Source organism: Paracoccus thiocyanatus (genome assembly GCF_900156255.1).
Taxonomy (GTDB): domain Bacteria; phylum Pseudomonadota; class Alphaproteobacteria; order Rhodobacterales; family Rhodobacteraceae; genus Paracoccus; species Paracoccus thiocyanatus.
The window spans coordinates 98,308-113,920 of sequence record NZ_FTMK01000006.1; the positions used below are offsets into that span (position 1 = coordinate 98,308).

The window sequence follows — 15,613 nt, forward strand, 5'->3', positions numbered from 1 at the left end:
AAGCGATCTTGCGCGCCCGCCAATTTCGATGCAAGAGCGGCGCATCCCCGCCGCTGACCGCAATGCCCCCCTGTTCCGGGCCTGAAAAATAGTTTAACGCTGAACCATCTTCACAGCAGAGGGTCTGGCCATGGACGAACGCAGGCAGGACAACACCCGGCAGGCGGCACTGGATTACCACGAATTCCCCCGGCCCGGAAAGCTGGAGGTGCGCGCGACCAAGCCGCTTGCCAATGGCCGCGACCTGAGCCGCGCCTATTCGCCCGGAGTCGCCGAAGCCTGCCTGGAGATCAGGGCCGATCCAGCCGCCGCCGCCCGCTATACCACCCGCGGCAACCTGGTCGCCGTCGTCTCGAACGGCACCGCCGTCCTGGGCCTGGGCAATATCGGCGCCCTCGCCTCGAAGCCGGTGATGGAGGGCAAGGCGGTCCTGTTCAAGAAATTCGCCGATATCGACTGTTTCGACATCGAACTGAACGAATCCGACCCCGAAAGGCTGGCCCAGATCGTCTGCGCGCTGGAACCGACCTTTGGCGCGATCAACCTGGAAGACATCAAGGCCCCGGAATGCTTCATCGTCGAGAAGCTGTGCCGCGAGCGCATGAACATCCCGGTCTTTCACGACGACCAGCACGGCACCGCCATCGTCGTCGGCGCCGCCGCGACCAACGCCTTGCATATCGCCGGCAAGCGGTTTCAGGACATCAAGGTGGTCTCGACCGGCGGCGGCGCGGCCGGTATCGCCTGCCTCAACATGCTGCTGAAGCTGGGCGTCAGGCGCGAGAATGTCTGGCTTTGCGACATCGCCGGCCTGGTCCATCAGGGCCGGACCGAAGAAATGACCCCGCAAAAGGCGGAATACGCGCAAAAGACCGACCTGCGGACGCTGGACCAGGTGATCGAGGGCGCGGACCTGTTCCTGGGCCTGTCCGGTCCCGGCGTGCTGAAGCCCGAGATGGTGGCGCGGATGGCCGCGCGACCGATCATCTTTGCGCTGGCGAACCCCACGCCCGAGATCCTGCCCGAGGACGCCCGCGCCGTCGCCCCCGATGCGATCATCGCCACCGGCCGCAGCGATTACCCCAACCAGGTCAACAACGTCCTGTGCTTTCCCTTCATCTTCCGCGGCGCGCTGGACGTGGGCGCGACCACGATCAATGACGAGATGCAGCTGGCCTGCATCGAAGGCATCGCCGCGCTGGCCCGCGCCACCACCAGCGCCGAAGCCGCCATGGCCTATCGCAGCGAGACGCTGACCTTCGGGCCCGACTACCTGATCCCCAAGCCCTTTGACCCGCGGCTGATCGGCGTGGTCTCGACCGCCGTGGCCCGCGCCGCGATGGAGACCGGCGTCGCCACAAGGCCGCTGGAGGATGTGGCGGCCTACAAGCGCAAGCTGGACGGCTCGGTCTTCCGCTCGGCCTTGATCATGCGCCCGGTGTTCGAGGCGGCCGCGACCGCCAACCGCCGCATCGTCTTTGCCGAGGGCGAGGATGAACGGGTGCTGCGCGCCGCCAATGCCATGCTGGAGGAAACCACCGACGCGCCGATCCTGATCGGCCGCCCCGAGGTGATCGAGATGCGCGCCGAACGCGCCGGCCTGCCGATCCGGCCCGGCCGCGACTTCGAGATCGTGAACCCCGAAAACGATCCGCGCTATCGCGACTATTGGGGCACCTATCACGAATTGATGGCCCGGCGCGGCGCGACGCCCGACATCGCCCGCGCCATCATGCGCACCAACACCACCGCCATCGGCGCCGTCATGGTCCACCGGGCCGAGGCGGACAGCCTGATCTGCGGCACCTTCGGGCAATATAGCTGGCACCTTAACTATGTCAGCCAGGTTCTGGCCCGCGGCGGGCTGCGTCCGCATGGCGCGCTGTCGCTGATGATCCTGGAAGACGGGCCGCTGTTCATCGCCGACACCCAGGTCAACCACTCGCCCACCCCCGAACAGGTGGCCGAGGCCGCCATCGGCGCCGCCCGCCATGTCCGCCGCTTTGGCATCACCCCCAAGGTGGCGCTGTGCAGCCATTCGCAATTCGGCAATCTGGATACCGATTCGGGGCGCAAGATGCGCGCGGCGATCGAAATCCTGCACGCGCGCGGCGTCGACTTCATCTTCGATGGCGAAATGCATGTGGACTCGGCCCTGGACCCGGCGATCCGCGAACGGCTGCTGCCGCATTCGCGCATCGAAGGCGCGGCGAACGTGCTGGTCTTTTCCGGCACCGACTCGGCCTCGGGGGTCAGGAACGCGCTGAAGCTCAAGGCCAACGGGCTGGAGGTGGGGCCGATCCTGATGGGCATGGGCAACCGCGCCCATATCGTCACCCCCTCGATCACCACGCGGGGGCTGCTCAACATGAGCGCCATCGCCGGCACCCCGGTCGATCATTACAAATAGCCGGCGCCGCCGGTGATTCGGCCCCGGCATCCCCTCGGCCTTGATTTTGCAAAAGGCCGGGGGCTTTTCAGCTTGCCGCAAAGATCGGCGTCCTTTGCAAAAAGATCGCGGATCCGGGAGCAGATTCTGCAAAACTTTCTGTCGCACCCGTGAACTGTGGGCGTTAACATCCTTGCGCGCCGGCCGCGGGCGCGCATAACTCCGCGCAATCCATCCGGGGAGGAAGTTGTTTCATGGGATATCGTGAGGTCTATTCCGCCTGGCAGGCAGATCCTGAAGGGTTCTGGATGCAGGCCGCCCAGGCCATCGACTGGCAGCGCCAGCCCTCAAAGGCGCTGTTCGACGACAAGGCGCCGATCTACGAATGGTTTTCGGACGGGCTGGTCAACACCTGCTGGAACGCGGTGGACCGCCATGTGCTGGCCGGGCGCGGCGACCAGATCGCCATCATGCACGAAAGCCCGATCACCCATGCCACCAAGGGCATTACCTACAAGCAGTTGCAGGACCGTGTCGCCTCGCTGGCCGGGGCGCTGCGGATGCGCGGCGTCGAAAAGGGCGACCGCGTCATCATCTATATGCCGATGATCCCCGAGGCGCTGGAGGCGATGCTGGCCTGCGCGCGGCTGGGCGCCATCCATTCGGTCGTCTTCGGCGGCTTTGCGGCGAACGAACTGGCGGTGCGCATCGACGATTGCCAGCCCAAGGCGATCATCGCCGCCTCTTGCGGGCTGGAGCCGAACCGCGTCGTGCATTACAAGCCGCTTCTGGACGCCGCCATCGACATGGCCCAGCACAAGCCCGAGTTCTGCGTGATCTTCCAGCGCGAGCAAGAGGTCGCCAAGCTGGTCGAGGGCCGCGACTTCAGTTGGCACGGCTTCCAATACGGCGTGAAGCCCGCCGAATGTGTCCCGGTCGAGGGCAACCATCCAGCCTATATCCTTTACACCTCGGGCACGACCGGCCAGCCCAAGGGCGTGGTGCGCCATACCGCCGGCCACCTGGTGGCGCTGCAATGGTCGATGACCAATATCTACAACATCGCGGCCGGCGACCGCTTCTGGGCCGCCTCGGACGTGGGCTGGGTCGTCGGGCACAGCTATATCTGCTACGGGCCGCTGATCGCCGGCGCCACCACCGTGGTGTTCGAGGGCAAGCCGGTCGGCACCCCGCATCCGGGCGTGTTCTGGCGCATCATCCAGAACCACCGCATCAAGAGCTTCTTCACCGCCCCCACCGCCCTGCGCGCCATCCGCCGCGAGGATCCCGACGGCGAATGGATCCGGCGCTACAAGCTGCACGACCTGCAAGCGCTGTTCCTGGCCGGTGAGCGCGCCGACCCCGACACGGTGAAATGGGCGCAAGAGCATCTGGGCGTGCCGGTGGTCGATCACTGGTGGCAGACCGAGACCGGCTGGGCCATCGCCGCCAATCCCATCGGCATCGAGACGCTGCCGACCAAGCTGGGCAGCCCCTCGGTCCCGATGCCCGGCTATGACGTGCAGGTGCTGGACGAGGCCGGCCACCCGGTGCCCGCGGGCACGCTGGGCGCCATCGCGGTCAAGCTGCCGCTGCCGCCCGGCACGCTGCCGGGGCTGTGGAATGCCGAAGACCGCTTTCGCAAATCCTATCTCGACCATTTCCCCGGCTATTACGAAACCGGCGATGCCGGCTATATCGACGATGACGGCTATCTCTACATCATGGCCCGCACGGACGACGTCATCAACGTCGCCGGCCACCGGCTGTCGACCGGCGCGATGGAGGAAGTGCTGGCCAGCCACCCGGCCGTCGCCGAATGCGCGGTCATCGGCGTCGCGGACAGCCTGAAGGGCCAGTCCCCGGTTGGGTTCCTGTGCCTGAAGGCCGGCGTGACCACCCCCCACGACCAGGTGGTGCGCGAGGTGGTCAAGCTGGTGCGCGACAAGATCGGCCCGGTCGCCGCCTTCAAATCGGCCTGCGTGGTCGACCGGCTGCCCAAGACCCGGTCGGGCAAGATCCTGCGCGCCACCATGGCCAAGATCGCCGATGGCGAGCCCTTCAAGGCCCCCGCCACCATCGACGACCCGGCGATCCTGGACGAGATCCGCGAGGCACTGGCCGGGATCGGCTATCCCGAAGCCGCCAAGGCGGGCTAGGCCCCGCCCGGCGGCAGCCGTCGCATGGGTATTTGGGAAACGGAGAAAGACCGCAGGCGGCGCCCCATCCGGCACCGCCTGTTTTCTTTCGTGCGGAAATATCCTCGGGGGTTGGCCATTGGTCCGCCATCGGTCCGAGGACCAATGGACAACGGGGCAGACAGCCCCCGGCCGCGACGGATCAGTCGATCCGGGCGCCCAAGCCCCGCATCAGCGGCAGGAAATCCGGGAAAGAGGTGGCGATCGGGCCGCCGTCATCCACCGTGACCGGCTGCTGCGCGGCGAGGCCCGCGACCAGGAAGGACATGGCGATGCGGTGGTCCAGATGCGTGGCGCAGGTGGCGCCGCCCGTCAGACCGCCCTTGCCGTGGACGGTCATGGTATCGGGGGTGGTTTCGACCGCCGCGCCATTGGCGACCAGGCCGGTGGCCATGGCCTCGATCCGGTCGCTTTCCTTGACGCGGAGTTCGTGGACGCCCTGCATGACGGTCGTGCCTTCGGCAAAGCAGGCGATGACCGAAAGGATCGGGAATTCGTCGATCATGCTGGCGGCGCGTTCCGGCGGCACGGTCACGCCCTTAAGCGGGCCGTGGCGGACGACCAGGTCGGCGACCGGCTCGCCGCCCTCTTCGCGCTGGTTCTCGAAGCGGATATCGGCGCCCATTTCCAGCAGCGTGACGTAAAGCCCGTCGCGGGTCGGGTTGCGGCTGACGCCGGGCACGCGGATCTCTGATCCCGGCACGATCAGCGCCGCCGCCACCGGAAAGGCGGCGCTCGACGGATCGCGCGGCACCGCCACCGGCTGCGGCTTCAGTTCCGGCCGGCCTTGCAGGGTAATGACCTGGCCCTCGTCCGTCGTCTCGGTGCGGATGCTGGCGCCAAAGCCCGCGAGCATACGTTCGGTGTGGTCGCGGGTCGGTTCGGATTCGATCACCACGGTTTCGCCCGGCGCGTTCAGGCCCGCCAGCAGCACCGCCGACTTGATCTGGGCGCTGGCGACCGGGGTCTTGTAGCGCACCGGCAGCGGGTCGGCCGCACCCTGGATGGTCAGGGGCAGGCGCTTGCCCTCGCGCGCCGTCACCTGGGCGCCGAACAGCTCCAGCGGGTCGGTGACGCGGCCCATCGGGCGGCCGCACAGGCTGGCATCGCCGGTAAAGGTGGCAGAGATCGCCGTCGTCGCCATGGCGCCCATGATCAGCCGCACCCCGGTGCCGGAATTGCCGCAGTCGATCACGCCTTGGGGCTCGGCGAAGCCACCGACGCCGACGCCCGTCACCCGCCATTCCCCCTCGCCCAGGCGCTCGACCTGTGCGCCAAAGGCCCGCATCGCCGCGGCCGTGTCCAGCACGTCCTGGCCCTCCAGCAGGCCGGTGATCCGGGTCTCGCCCACCGCAAGCGCGCCCAGGATCAGCGCGCGGTGGCTGATCGACTTGTCGCCCGGCACCTTGGCCTCGCCGGTCAGGGGACCCGAGCGGCGGGCGGTCATCGGCAGCGGTTCGGCGGAATGTGACATGAAGGCCCCCTGATGCGTGTCGCGCAAGGTGATAGCGGTCACGGGCGGGGGTTGCAATCGGGGCCGGCGCGCCCCGGTCAGCCCTGGCGGCGGAAGGTGACGTAATGCGGCGCCCGGCCCTCGCGCAGGGCCTTTTGCTCATAGCGGGTGCTGGGCCAGTCGTCCCAGGGCTCCGGCCCCTCGGCGACCAGGTCGAAGCCGGCCGGCGGCACCTCTTCCAGCGTCTGGCGGACGTAATCGGGAATGTCGGTGGCGACGCGGAACTCGGCCCCCGGCCGCATGACGCGGGCCAGCGGGACCAGGTGTTCCGGCGTGACGAAGCGCCGGCGATGGTGGCGCGCCTTGGGCCAGGGGTCGGGATAGTTCAGGAAGGCGCGGCTGATCGAAGCATCCGGCAGCACATCCATCAGGTCGCGCGCATCGCCGGGATGCACGCTCACATTCGTCACCCCAGCGGCGCGGATCTTGCCCAGCAGCATGGCGACGCCGTTGATAAAGGGCTCGCAGCCGATGATGCCGATCTGCGGATGGCGGGCGGCCATGTGGACCATATGCTCGCCGCCGCCGAAGCCGACCTCCAGCCAGACCGGGCGGCCGTCGCCGAAGATCGCCGCCGGGTCGATGGGCTTGCGCTCGGGGTTGTCCTGGACGGTGATGCCGCGCGGGCGCAGGCTGCCCAGATCCTCGGACAGGTAGCCCTTTTGGCTTTGGCGCAGGGTCTTGCCATGGCGGCGGCCATAGAAGTTGCGGCGCGGCGGGGTCGGGTCGAATTCGCTCATGCTTGGTTCAGCCGGCCCGCGTCACTCGGCGGCAAGGCGCGAGATGACCACCGTCACCTCGGGCTTCTTGCCGATCTCTTCCATCGAGACCTGGCGGGTGATCTTGCGGATCGCCTCTTCCAGGCGGTCGTCGTCCATCACCGTGCGATCATCGGCGCGGTCCAGCAGATCGGCCAGTTCACCCTCGATATTGCGGGCCAGCGGCACGCCGGCGCGGCCCAGTTCCGGCAGGCCGGACAGTTCCACCCAGGCGTCGGGCAGCGGCGTGTCGTCCTCGTCGATGATGACCGAGACCATGGCATGGCCGTTCAGCGCCATGCGGATGCGGTCGCGCACCACGCCGTCCATGGCGCCGATCAGCCTGGTGCCGTCCAGATAAAGCCGGCCGGTGTCGACCTGGTCCACCACCCGCGGGGTGGGGCCGGTCAGGTCCAGCATGGTGCCGTTGGTCGCCACCGCGGCGGGGATGCCGCGCGCCTGGGCCAGCTTGGCATGGGCGCGCAGGTGCATGTGTTCGCCATGCATGGGGATCACGATCTGCGGCTTCAGCAATTCGTGCACCGCCTCGATGTCCGGGCGGTTGGCATGGCCCGAAACGTGATAGGTGCCGTCGTCCCCGTCATAAAGGTCCACGCCCATTTCCGACAGCGCGTTCATGATGCGGATCACCCCGCGTTCATTGCCGGGGATGGTGCGCGAACTGAACAGGAAGCTGTCACCCTCTTTCAGTTGAAGGCCCAGATAGCGGCCGCGCGACAGTTGCGCGCTGGCGGCGCGGCGTTCGCCCTGGCTGCCGGTGACGATCAGCATCACCTTGTCGCGCGGCAGTTCCGAGGCTTCTTCGGGGCCGATGAAGGACGGGAAATTGGTCAGGACGCCGGTTTCGACGCCGACCGTCACCATGCGGCGCATGGCACGGCCCAGCAGGCAGATCTTGCGCCCGGCGGCCACGCCCGCCTCGGCCAGGGTCTTGAGCCGGGCGATGTTGCTGGCGAATGTCGTCGCCACCACCATCTGCTTCTGCGCCATGACGAAATCCAGAAGCGGATTGGCCAGCACCGCCTCGGACCGGCCGGGATGGGGGGAAAAGACATTGGTGGAATCGCAGGTCAGGACCTTGACCCCCTGCCCCTCATTGGCGATGTCGTGCCACAGGATCGGGTCAAAGGCTTCGCCGACCACCGGCGTGCCGTCCAGCTTGAAATCGCCGGTATGCACGATGCGACCCGCCGGCGTGTCGATGATCAACGCCGAGCTTTCCGGGATCGAGTGGCTGACCGGCACGAACTGCACCCGGAAGGGACCGGCCGCCACCACCGCGGGGCGCGGCGCGTGGATATGCAACTGGTCGACGGGCTGGCCCGCCTCTTCCAGCTTCAGCCGGGCCAGCGCGCCGGTGAAGCGGCGGCAATGCACCGGCTTTTGCAGCCTGGGCCACAGCAGGCCAAGCGCGCCGACGTGATCTTCATGCCCGTGGGTGATGAAGATGGCGTCGATGCGGTCGCGATTGGCTTCCAGCCAGGCGACATCGGCCATGATCAGGTCGATGCCTGGCGCGGAATCCATGTCGCCGAAGGTCACGCCCAGATCGACAACGATCAGCCTTTCGCGCCCCGGCTGGCCGTAGCCATAGACATAGGCGTTCATGCCGATTTCGCCCGCGCCGCCCAGCGGCAGATAAATCAGGCGTTCAGCCATTGCCCATCTCCTTGTTGTAATCGTGGATCAGGCGCAGGCCATGCATGGTCAAATCGTCCTCGATCGCGTCGAACAAATCAAATCCCTGGTCGAACAGCGGCGCCAGCCCGCCCGTAGCTATAACCTTCATCGGCCGGGCGCGTTCCGCGCGAATCTTGTCGACCACGCCCTGCACCAGTCCGATATAGCCCCAATAGATGCCCGACTGGATGCAGGCCACCGTATTCGTACCGATCACCTTGGCCGGCATGGTCACATCGACATGCGGCAGGCTGGCCGCGCCCATATGCAGCGCCTCAAGCGACAGGTTCACGCCGGGCGCGATGACGCCGCCGACATAGGCGCCGTCGCTGTCCACCACGTCGAAGGTGGTGGCGGTGCCGAAATCCACCACGATCAGGTCCGGCCCGTGCCGGTCATAGGCGCCCAGGGTGTTCACCAGCCGGTCGGGGCCGACCACGGTGCCGAAATCCACCCGCGGCGCCACCGGCAGCAGGCAGTCGGGCTTGCCCACCACCAGCGGGCGGGTGTCGAAATAGCGGTTGCACAGCACGCGCAGGTTGAACACCACCCGCGGCGCGGTCGAGCTGATGATGCAGGCGTTAATGTCCAGTTCCAGCTTCTGCAATGAAATCAGCGTGGACAGCCAGACGAAATATTCGTCCGCCGTGCGCCGGTGGTCGGTCGAGATGCGCCACAGCCCGACGAATTTCGCGCCGTCCCAGACGGAAAAGACCGTGTTGGTGTTGCCGGTGTCGATGCAAAGCAGCATGGGGGTTCCGCCTTCAGAAATAGACTTCGGCGGCGGGGATGACCTGCCGGCCCGCCGGGCTGCGCAGGATCAGCGCGCCGCTGTCGTCGATGCCCTCGAAGATGCCGCGGCTTTCGCGGCTGCCGGTGCGGGCGACGATGGCTTCGCCCAGCCGGGCGGCGCGGGCCAGCCAGGCATTGCGGATCGGCGCAAAGCCATAGGCGTCAAGCTGCGCCTGCCAGCGCGCAAAGGCGGGGGCCAGCAGGTCCAGGAAATCCTCGGGGGCGACAGTATGACCGGTCTCACCCTGGACCGAGACGGGCGGGGTCGCGCCGGGCTCGACCGCCTCCGCGTCGGGCGCGGCGGCCAGGTTCACGCCGATGCCCACCGCCACCGCCTGCACGCCAAGGCCGGAGCCCGAGCTTTCCAGCAGGATGCCCGCCACCTTGCCACCGTTCAGCAGCACATCGTTGGGCCATTTGATCGCCAGCCGCGCGGCCGGGCCGCAAGCATCGCCAAGCGCGTCGTAAAGCGCCAGCGCCGCAACAAAGGACAGCTGCGCGGCGGCCTGCGCGCCACCCTGCGGCCGCAGCACCAGCGAGCCGGCGAAATTCCCCGCCGGCATGACCCATTCCCGGCCGCGACGGCCGCGGCCCGCGAACTGTTCGCGGGCCATCACCCAGGCCGGACCGGACAGGCCGGACGCCAGCCTCAGCGCCTCGGCATTGGTGCTGTCTGCACGGGCCAGCACATGCCGGGCCACACCAGCCGGCCAGGCGTCACTCACCTTGCGCAGGCTCGGCCGGCTGTTCGACGGCGGCGACCGGCCCCACCAGGGTTTCGGCGGCGCGGCCGGCGGCGGCATCGACGCCGAACATGCTGATCGCGCCCACCAGCATCGCCAGCGCCGGCACCATCAGCGCCAGGTATTGCACCGCGCCCATGCGCGAGCTCATCCCGTCGGATTCGCCGCCGAAATACATGTAATAAACGATGCGCAGGTAATAGAAGGCGCCGATGACCGAGGCGATGACGCCCAGCACCGCCAGCCAGCCCATGCCGGCATCGACCGCCGCGGTCAGCACGCCGAACTTGGCAAAGAAGCCCAGCGTCGGCGGCACCCCCGCCAGGCTGAACATCAAGACCAGCATGGCCAGCGCCTTGACCGGATCGGTCCAGGCGAAACGGTTCAACGAGGCCAGGTCGGTGACGGGCACGCCGTCACGCTCCATCGACAGGATAAAGGCGAAGGTGCCGACATTCATCACCGCATAGATGGTCATGTAAAGCAGCATGGTCTGCACGCCGATGGCGGTGCCGGCGGCCAGGCCGACCAGCGCAAAGCCCATATGCGCGATCGAGGAATAGGCCATCAGCCGCTTGATGTTGGTCTGGCCGATCCCGGCGATCGAGCCCAGGAACATCGACATCACCGCCAGCGCCGCGACGATCTGGCTCCAATCATTGATGACATGGCCGAAGGCGTCAAAGACCAGCCGCGCGATCAGCGCCATGGCCGCGACCTTGGGCGCGGTGGCGAAAAAGGCCGTCACCGGCGTCGGCGAGCCCTCGTAGACGTCGGGCGTCCACATATGGAACGGCACGGCCGAGACCTTGAAGGACAGCCCGACCAGCATGAAGACCAGGCCGAACAGCACGCCCAGCGACAGGTCCCCGGCCTCGATGGTCGAGATGATGCCCTGGAACCCGGTGGTGCCGGCAAAGCCATAGACCAACGAGGCGCCATAAAGCAGCAGACCCGAGGAAAGCGAGCCGAGGACGAAATATTTCAGCCCCGCCTCGGACGAGCGCACCGAGTCGCGGCGCATGGCGGCAACGACGTAAAGCGCCAGCGATTGCAGCTCCAGCCCCATGTAAAGCGTCAACAGGTCGCCGGCCGAGACCATGAACATCATGCCCAGCACCGCCAGCGCCACGATGATCGGGAATTCGAAGCGCAGCATGTTGCGGCGCTGAAGGTAATCGGCGCTCATCGCCAGCACGGCGGCGGCGGCGACCAGCGTCACCACCTTGGCAAAGCGCGAGAAGCCGTCGTCGATGAACATGCCGTGGAAGGCGGTGCCGTCGGCGTGGTTGCCCAGGCCCACCATGGCCGCGACGATCAGGAAGGCCGCGACGGTCAGCCAAAGCAGCGTCCGCGCCAGCCTGTCCTTGCCGAGATAGGCCCCCGCCATCAGGGCGACAAGGGCGTAGCCGGCCAGCACCACCTCGGGCAGAATGGTCGAGAAATCGAGCGAGGTCATATCCGTCCCCTAGTGGCTGGCTTGGGCCGTGGCGACGGGCGCCTCCGGCTGGCTTTGGTTGTAGTCTTGCACGAGTGCTGCGACCGCCGGCCCGGTCACGTCGGTGACAAGCCGCGGATAGACGCCCAGGATCAGCGTCATGGCGATCAGCGGAATGAACACCCAGCGTTCGCGCGGCGTCATGTCGGTGATCGACTTCAGGCTTTCCTTGATGAGTTGGCCCAGCGTCACCCGGCGGTAAAGCCACAGCGCATAGGCCGCCGACAGGATCACCCCCGAGGTCGCGACCAGCGCCACCCAAGTATCGACGCGGAAGACGCCCATCAGCGTCAGGAACTCGCCCACGAAGCCCGAGGTGCCGGGCAGGCCCACATTCGCCATGGTGAAGAACATGAACACCGCCGCATAGGCCGGCATCCGGTTCACCAGCCCGCCATAGGCGTCGATTTCCCGCGTATGCATCCGGTCATAGATCACGCCGACGCACAAAAACAGCGCGCCCGAGATGAAGCCGTGCGACAGCATCTGGAAGATCGCGCCATCGACGCCGATCTGGTTCGCGGCGAATACACCCATGGTCACATAGCCCATATGGGCGACGGACGAATAGGCGATGACCTTTTTCATGTCCGACTGCGCCAGCGCCACCAACGAGGTGTAGACGATGGCGATGGCCGACAGCCAGAAGATATAGGGCTGGGCCACGCCGCTGGCGACCGGGAACATCGGCAGCGAAAAGCGCAGGAAGCCGTAGCCTCCCATCTTCAAGAGCACCGCGGCCAGCAGAACCGAACCGGCGGTCGGCGCCTGCACATGCGCGTCGGGCAGCCAGGTATGGACCGGCCACATCGGCATCTTGACCGCAAAGCTGGCAAAGAAGGCCAGGAACAGCAGCATCTGCGTGCCGCCCACGACCGTCACGCCCAGCAGCCGATAGGTTTCGGACGGGAAGTCAAAGGTCAAGAGCGTCGGAATGTCGGTGGTGCCCGCCATGCGATACATGGCGATCATCGCCACCAGCATCAGCACCGAGCCAAGGAAGGTGTAGAGGAAGAACTTGAAGGACGCATAGATGCGGTCCTTGCCGCCCCAGATGCCGATGATCAGGAACATCGGGATCAGCCCCGCCTCGAAGAACAGGTAGAACAGCACCAGGTCCAGCGCGGTGAAGACGCCGATCATCAGCCCTTCCAGCACCAGAAAGGCGATCATGTATTCCTTGACCTTGTCCTGGACCTGCCAGGTCGAAAGGATGGTCAGCGGCATCATGAAGGTGGTCAGCAGCACGAACAGCACCGAGATCCCGTCCACGCCCATCTTGTAGCGCAGGCCCATGATCCAGGCGTGATCCTCGACGAACTGGAAGCCGGTATTGGCCGGGTCGAAGCGGAACAGCACGAAAAGCGAGATCACGAAGGTCGCCGTGGTGGCCAGCAGCGCCAGCCATTTGGCGTTGCGGGCCGCCGCCTCGTCCTGGCCGCGCAGGAACAGCGCCATGATGATCGCCGCGACGATCGGCAGGAAGGTGATGATGGAAAGAAGGTTCGTCATGTCAGTGCGCGCCCCGCATCATCACCCAGATCAGCAAGCCCACGATGCCCAGGACCATCGCGAAGGCATAATGGAACAGATAGCCCGATTGAACCCGCACCGCCGCGCGGGTCAGCCGCGGGATCAGCCCCATGGCCACCCCGTTGATGGTGCCGTCGATGACGGCGCCGTCGCCGCCCCTCCACAGCGCGCGGCCGATCCATTTCGCCGGGCGGACGAAGATGAAGTCGTAGATTTCGTCGAAATACCACTTGTTCAGCAGGAACCGATACAGCGCCGGCTGCTGCGCCGCCAGCCGCCCCGGCAGCGACGGGTTGGCGATGTAGAAGAGCCAGGCCACGGCCAGCCCCAGAACCATGGCGACAAAGGGCGAGGCCTTGACCCAGGCCGGCGCGTGATGCGCCTCGTCCATGACGTGATTGTCGGGATGCATGTAGATGGCGCCACCGACCGGGGCGGCAACAGCCGCGGGTTCGGCCGCCGCATCGCCGTCGGTCGCCGCGGTATCGGCGGCGGGTTCCACCGGCGCCTCGGCTGTCGCGTGTTCCGCCCCTTCGGCGCCCTCTTCATGCTGCGCGCCGACGATGTGGAAATATTCCGTCACCTTGTGGTGGTCGCCGAAGAAGGGGCCATACCAGACCATGCCGGCGAAAACCGCACCCACCGCCAGCACACCCAGCGGAATGGTCATGACCGGCGGGCTTTCATGCGCATGGTCATGGGCATGATGATCGCCGCGCGGCTTGCCATAAAAGGTCAGGAAGATCAGCCGCCAGGAATAGAAGCTGGTGAAACAGGCGGCGATGACCAGCAGCCAGAAGGCATAGCCGCTGCCCACCCAGGCGCTTTCGATGATCGCGTCCTTGGACAGGAAGCCGGCAAAGCCGATATGGGTCAGCGGGATACCGACGCCGGTGATGGCGAAGGTGCCGATCATCATCGCCCAGAAGGTCAGCGGGATTTTTTTCCGCAGCCCGCCATAGTTCCGCATGTCCTGTTCATGATGCATGGCATGGATGACCGAGCCGGCGCCCAGAAACAGCATGGCCTTGAAGAAGGCGTGGGTCAGCAGGTGGAACATCGCCGCCGAATAGACCCCGACGCCGGCCGCCACGAACATGTAGCCAAGCTGCGAACAGGTCGAATAGGCGATGACGCGCTTGATGTCGTTCTGCACCAGGCCAACGGTCGCGGCGAAAAAGGCGGTGGTGGCGCCGATGATGACGATGAAATTCTTGGCATCCGGCGCAAATTCGTAAAGCGGCGACATGCGGCTGACCAGGAACACGCCCGCCGTCACCATGGTCGCGGCGTGGATCAGCGCCGAGACCGGGGTCGGGCCCTCCATCGCGTCCGGCAGCCAGGTGTGCAGGAAAAGCTGCGCCGACTTGCCCATGGCGCCGACGAACAGCAGGAAACCCAGCAGGTTCGCGGCGTTCCAGTCGCGCCACAGGAAATGCATCTCGGTCTGGGCAAGCTGCGGCACCTGGCGGAAGATCTCGTCGAACTGGACTGAGCCGGTCAGCCAGTAAAGCCCGAAGATGCCCAGCAGGAAGCCAAAGTCGCCGACGCGGTTGACGATGAACGCCTTCATCGCCGCGGCATTGGCGCTGGCCTTCTTGTAGTAAAAGCCGATCAGCAGATACGAGGCGACGCCCACCCCTTCCCAGCCGAAGAACATCTGCAACAGGTTGTCGGCCGTCACCAGCATCAGCATGGCGAAGGTAAAGAACGACAGATAGGCGAAGAAGCGCGCCTTGTAATGTTCGTCATGCGTCCAGTTGTCGTCATGGGCCATGTAGCCCAGCGAATACATGTGCACGAGCGCCGAAACCGTCGTCACCACGATCAGCATGATCGCGGTCAGCCGGTCCATGCGGATCGACCATTCGGCATGGAAATCGCCGACGACGATCCAGTCCAGAACCGGGATCTGCCGCGGCACCCCGTCAAAGGACAAAAACAGATACCAACTGGCCAGGCAGCTTAGAAACAGCACGCCGGTGGTCAGGTATTGCGCGGCTTTCTCTCCGATCGCGCGCCAGCCCAGGCCGGCGATCAGCGACGCGACAAGCGGCGCGAAAAGGACGAATTTTTCCATGGCCGCTTATCCCTTCATCACGTTGACGTCTTCCACCGCTATGGTGCCGCGGTTGCGGAAGAAGACCACCAGGATCGCCAGGCCGACAGCGGCCTCGGCAGCGGCGACGGTCAGCACGAACATGGTAAAGACCTGTCCGGCCAAGTCGCCCAGATGGGTCGAGAAGGCGACGAAGTTGATGTTCACCGCCAAGAGCATCAGCTCGATCGACATCAGGATGACGATGACGTTCTTTCGGTTCACGAAGATCCCGAAAATGGCGGTGACGAACAATATCGCCCCCACAACAAGATAATGAGTCAATCCGATCATCGCCCTGGTCCCTCCGGGTCGTTCACCCGTTGAAATATCCGTTTGCTACAAGGTCCGCCGCGCGGCCCCGATGGCTGTCGCGGTCCAGCCTGCCGC

General features: G+C 66.1%; 11 protein-coding genes. 2 read left to right on the plus strand and 9 right to left on the minus strand.

The annotated features are described in order from the left end of the window. The first annotated feature begins 130 nt into the window (after positions 1 to 130). Together F3H32_RS06510 and F3H32_RS06515 are read left to right on the plus strand one after the other, a co-directional pair. The gene (locus tag F3H32_RS06510) at positions 131 to 2,410 is read left to right on the plus strand and encodes an NADP-dependent malic enzyme (protein ID WP_149765138.1); all 2,280 of its coding nucleotides are present in this window, start codon (positions 131 to 133) and stop codon (positions 2,408 to 2,410) included. Between the two features lie 233 nt (positions 2,411 to 2,643). Next, a complete protein-coding gene (locus F3H32_RS06515) occupies positions 2,644 to 4,548 on the plus strand; it encodes a propionyl-CoA synthetase (protein ID WP_149765139.1) in 1,905 nt (634 codons plus the stop codon). A 181-nt stretch (positions 4,549 to 4,729) separates the two neighbouring features. On the opposite strand, the gene aroA is transcribed toward F3H32_RS06515, so the two are convergent. The 9 genes from aroA to nuoK form a co-directional block, all read right to left on the minus strand. Beyond that, positions 4,730 to 6,061: a 3-phosphoshikimate 1-carboxyvinyltransferase gene (gene aroA, locus F3H32_RS06520; protein WP_149765186.1), complete on the minus strand. Its 1,332-nt coding sequence runs from the start codon at positions 6,059 to 6,061 to the stop codon at positions 4,730 to 4,732. Positions 6,062 to 6,138: 77 nt separating this feature from the next. Continuing rightward, a complete protein-coding gene (gene trmB, locus F3H32_RS06525) occupies positions 6,139 to 6,840 on the minus strand; it encodes a tRNA (guanine(46)-N(7))-methyltransferase TrmB (protein ID WP_149765140.1) in 702 nt (233 codons plus the stop codon). Positions 6,841 to 6,861: 21 nt separating this feature from the next. Further along, a complete protein-coding gene (locus F3H32_RS06530) occupies positions 6,862 to 8,538 on the minus strand; it encodes a ribonuclease J (RefSeq protein ID WP_149765141.1) in 1,677 nt (558 codons plus the stop codon). Then, complete coding sequence (locus F3H32_RS06535; RefSeq protein ID WP_149765142.1) at positions 8,531 to 9,310, minus strand: type III pantothenate kinase; 780 nt, start codon at positions 9,308 to 9,310, stop codon at positions 8,531 to 8,533. The genes F3H32_RS06530 and F3H32_RS06535 overlap by 8 nt, the downstream gene beginning before the upstream one ends. Positions 9,311 to 9,323: 13 nt before the next feature. Then, positions 9,324 to 10,076, minus strand: coding sequence for a biotin--[acetyl-CoA-carboxylase] ligase (locus F3H32_RS06540; RefSeq protein ID WP_188128606.1), 753 nt, complete (start codon positions 10,074 to 10,076; stop codon positions 9,324 to 9,326). Further along, a complete protein-coding gene (gene nuoN, locus F3H32_RS06545; protein WP_149765143.1) occupies positions 10,069 to 11,553 on the minus strand; it encodes an NADH-quinone oxidoreductase subunit NuoN in 1,485 nt (494 codons plus the stop codon). The genes F3H32_RS06540 and nuoN overlap by 8 nt, the downstream gene beginning before the upstream one ends. A gap of 9 nt (positions 11,554 to 11,562) precedes the next feature. Then, positions 11,563 to 13,104 (minus strand): NADH-quinone oxidoreductase subunit M, encoded by a 1,542-nt coding sequence (locus F3H32_RS06550; RefSeq protein WP_149765144.1) that lies wholly within the window; start codon positions 13,102 to 13,104, stop codon positions 11,563 to 11,565. Between the two features lies 1 nt (position 13,105). After that, positions 13,106 to 15,205 carry an NADH-quinone oxidoreductase subunit L gene (gene nuoL, locus F3H32_RS06555; protein WP_149765145.1) on the minus strand — a complete coding sequence of 700 codons (2,100 nt, stop codon included), beginning with the start codon at positions 15,203 to 15,205 and terminating at the stop codon, positions 13,106 to 13,108. A gap of 6 nt (positions 15,206 to 15,211) precedes the next feature. After that, on the minus strand, positions 15,212 to 15,517 hold the full coding sequence (gene nuoK / locus F3H32_RS06560; RefSeq protein WP_115754218.1) for an NADH-quinone oxidoreductase subunit NuoK: 306 nt from the start codon (positions 15,515 to 15,517) through the stop codon (positions 15,212 to 15,214). Positions 15,518 to 15,613 lie beyond the last annotated feature (96 nt).

Excerpts from the sequence above, each read along its gene's own strand:
- F3H32_RS06510 (WP_149765138.1), top strand. The coding sequence starts at position 131 with ATGGACGAACGCAGGCAGGACAACACCCGGCAGGCGGCACTGGATTAC.
- F3H32_RS06515 (WP_149765139.1), top strand. The coding sequence starts at position 2,644 with ATGGGATATCGTGAGGTCTATTCCGCCTGGCAGGCAGATCCTGAAGGG.
- aroA (WP_149765186.1), bottom strand. The coding sequence starts at position 6,061 with ATGTCACATTCCGCCGAACCGCTGCCGATGACCGCCCGCCGCTCGGGT.
- trmB (WP_149765140.1), bottom strand. The coding sequence starts at position 6,840 with ATGAGCGAATTCGACCCGACCCCGCCGCGCCGCAACTTCTATGGCCGC.
- F3H32_RS06530 (WP_149765141.1), bottom strand. The coding sequence starts at position 8,538 with ATGGCTGAACGCCTGATTTATCTGCCGCTGGGCGGCGCGGGCGAAATC.
- F3H32_RS06535 (WP_149765142.1), bottom strand. The coding sequence starts at position 9,310 with ATGCTGCTTTGCATCGACACCGGCAACACCAACACGGTCTTTTCCGTC.
- nuoN (WP_149765143.1), bottom strand. The coding sequence starts at position 11,553 with ATGACCTCGCTCGATTTCTCGACCATTCTGCCCGAGGTGGTGCTGGCC.
- F3H32_RS06550 (WP_149765144.1), bottom strand. The coding sequence starts at position 13,104 with ATGACGAACCTTCTTTCCATCATCACCTTCCTGCCGATCGTCGCGGCG.
- nuoL (WP_149765145.1), bottom strand. The coding sequence starts at position 15,205 with ATGGAAAAATTCGTCCTTTTCGCGCCGCTTGTCGCGTCGCTGATCGCC.
- nuoK (WP_115754218.1), bottom strand. The coding sequence starts at position 15,517 with ATGATCGGATTGACTCATTATCTTGTTGTGGGGGCGATATTGTTCGTC.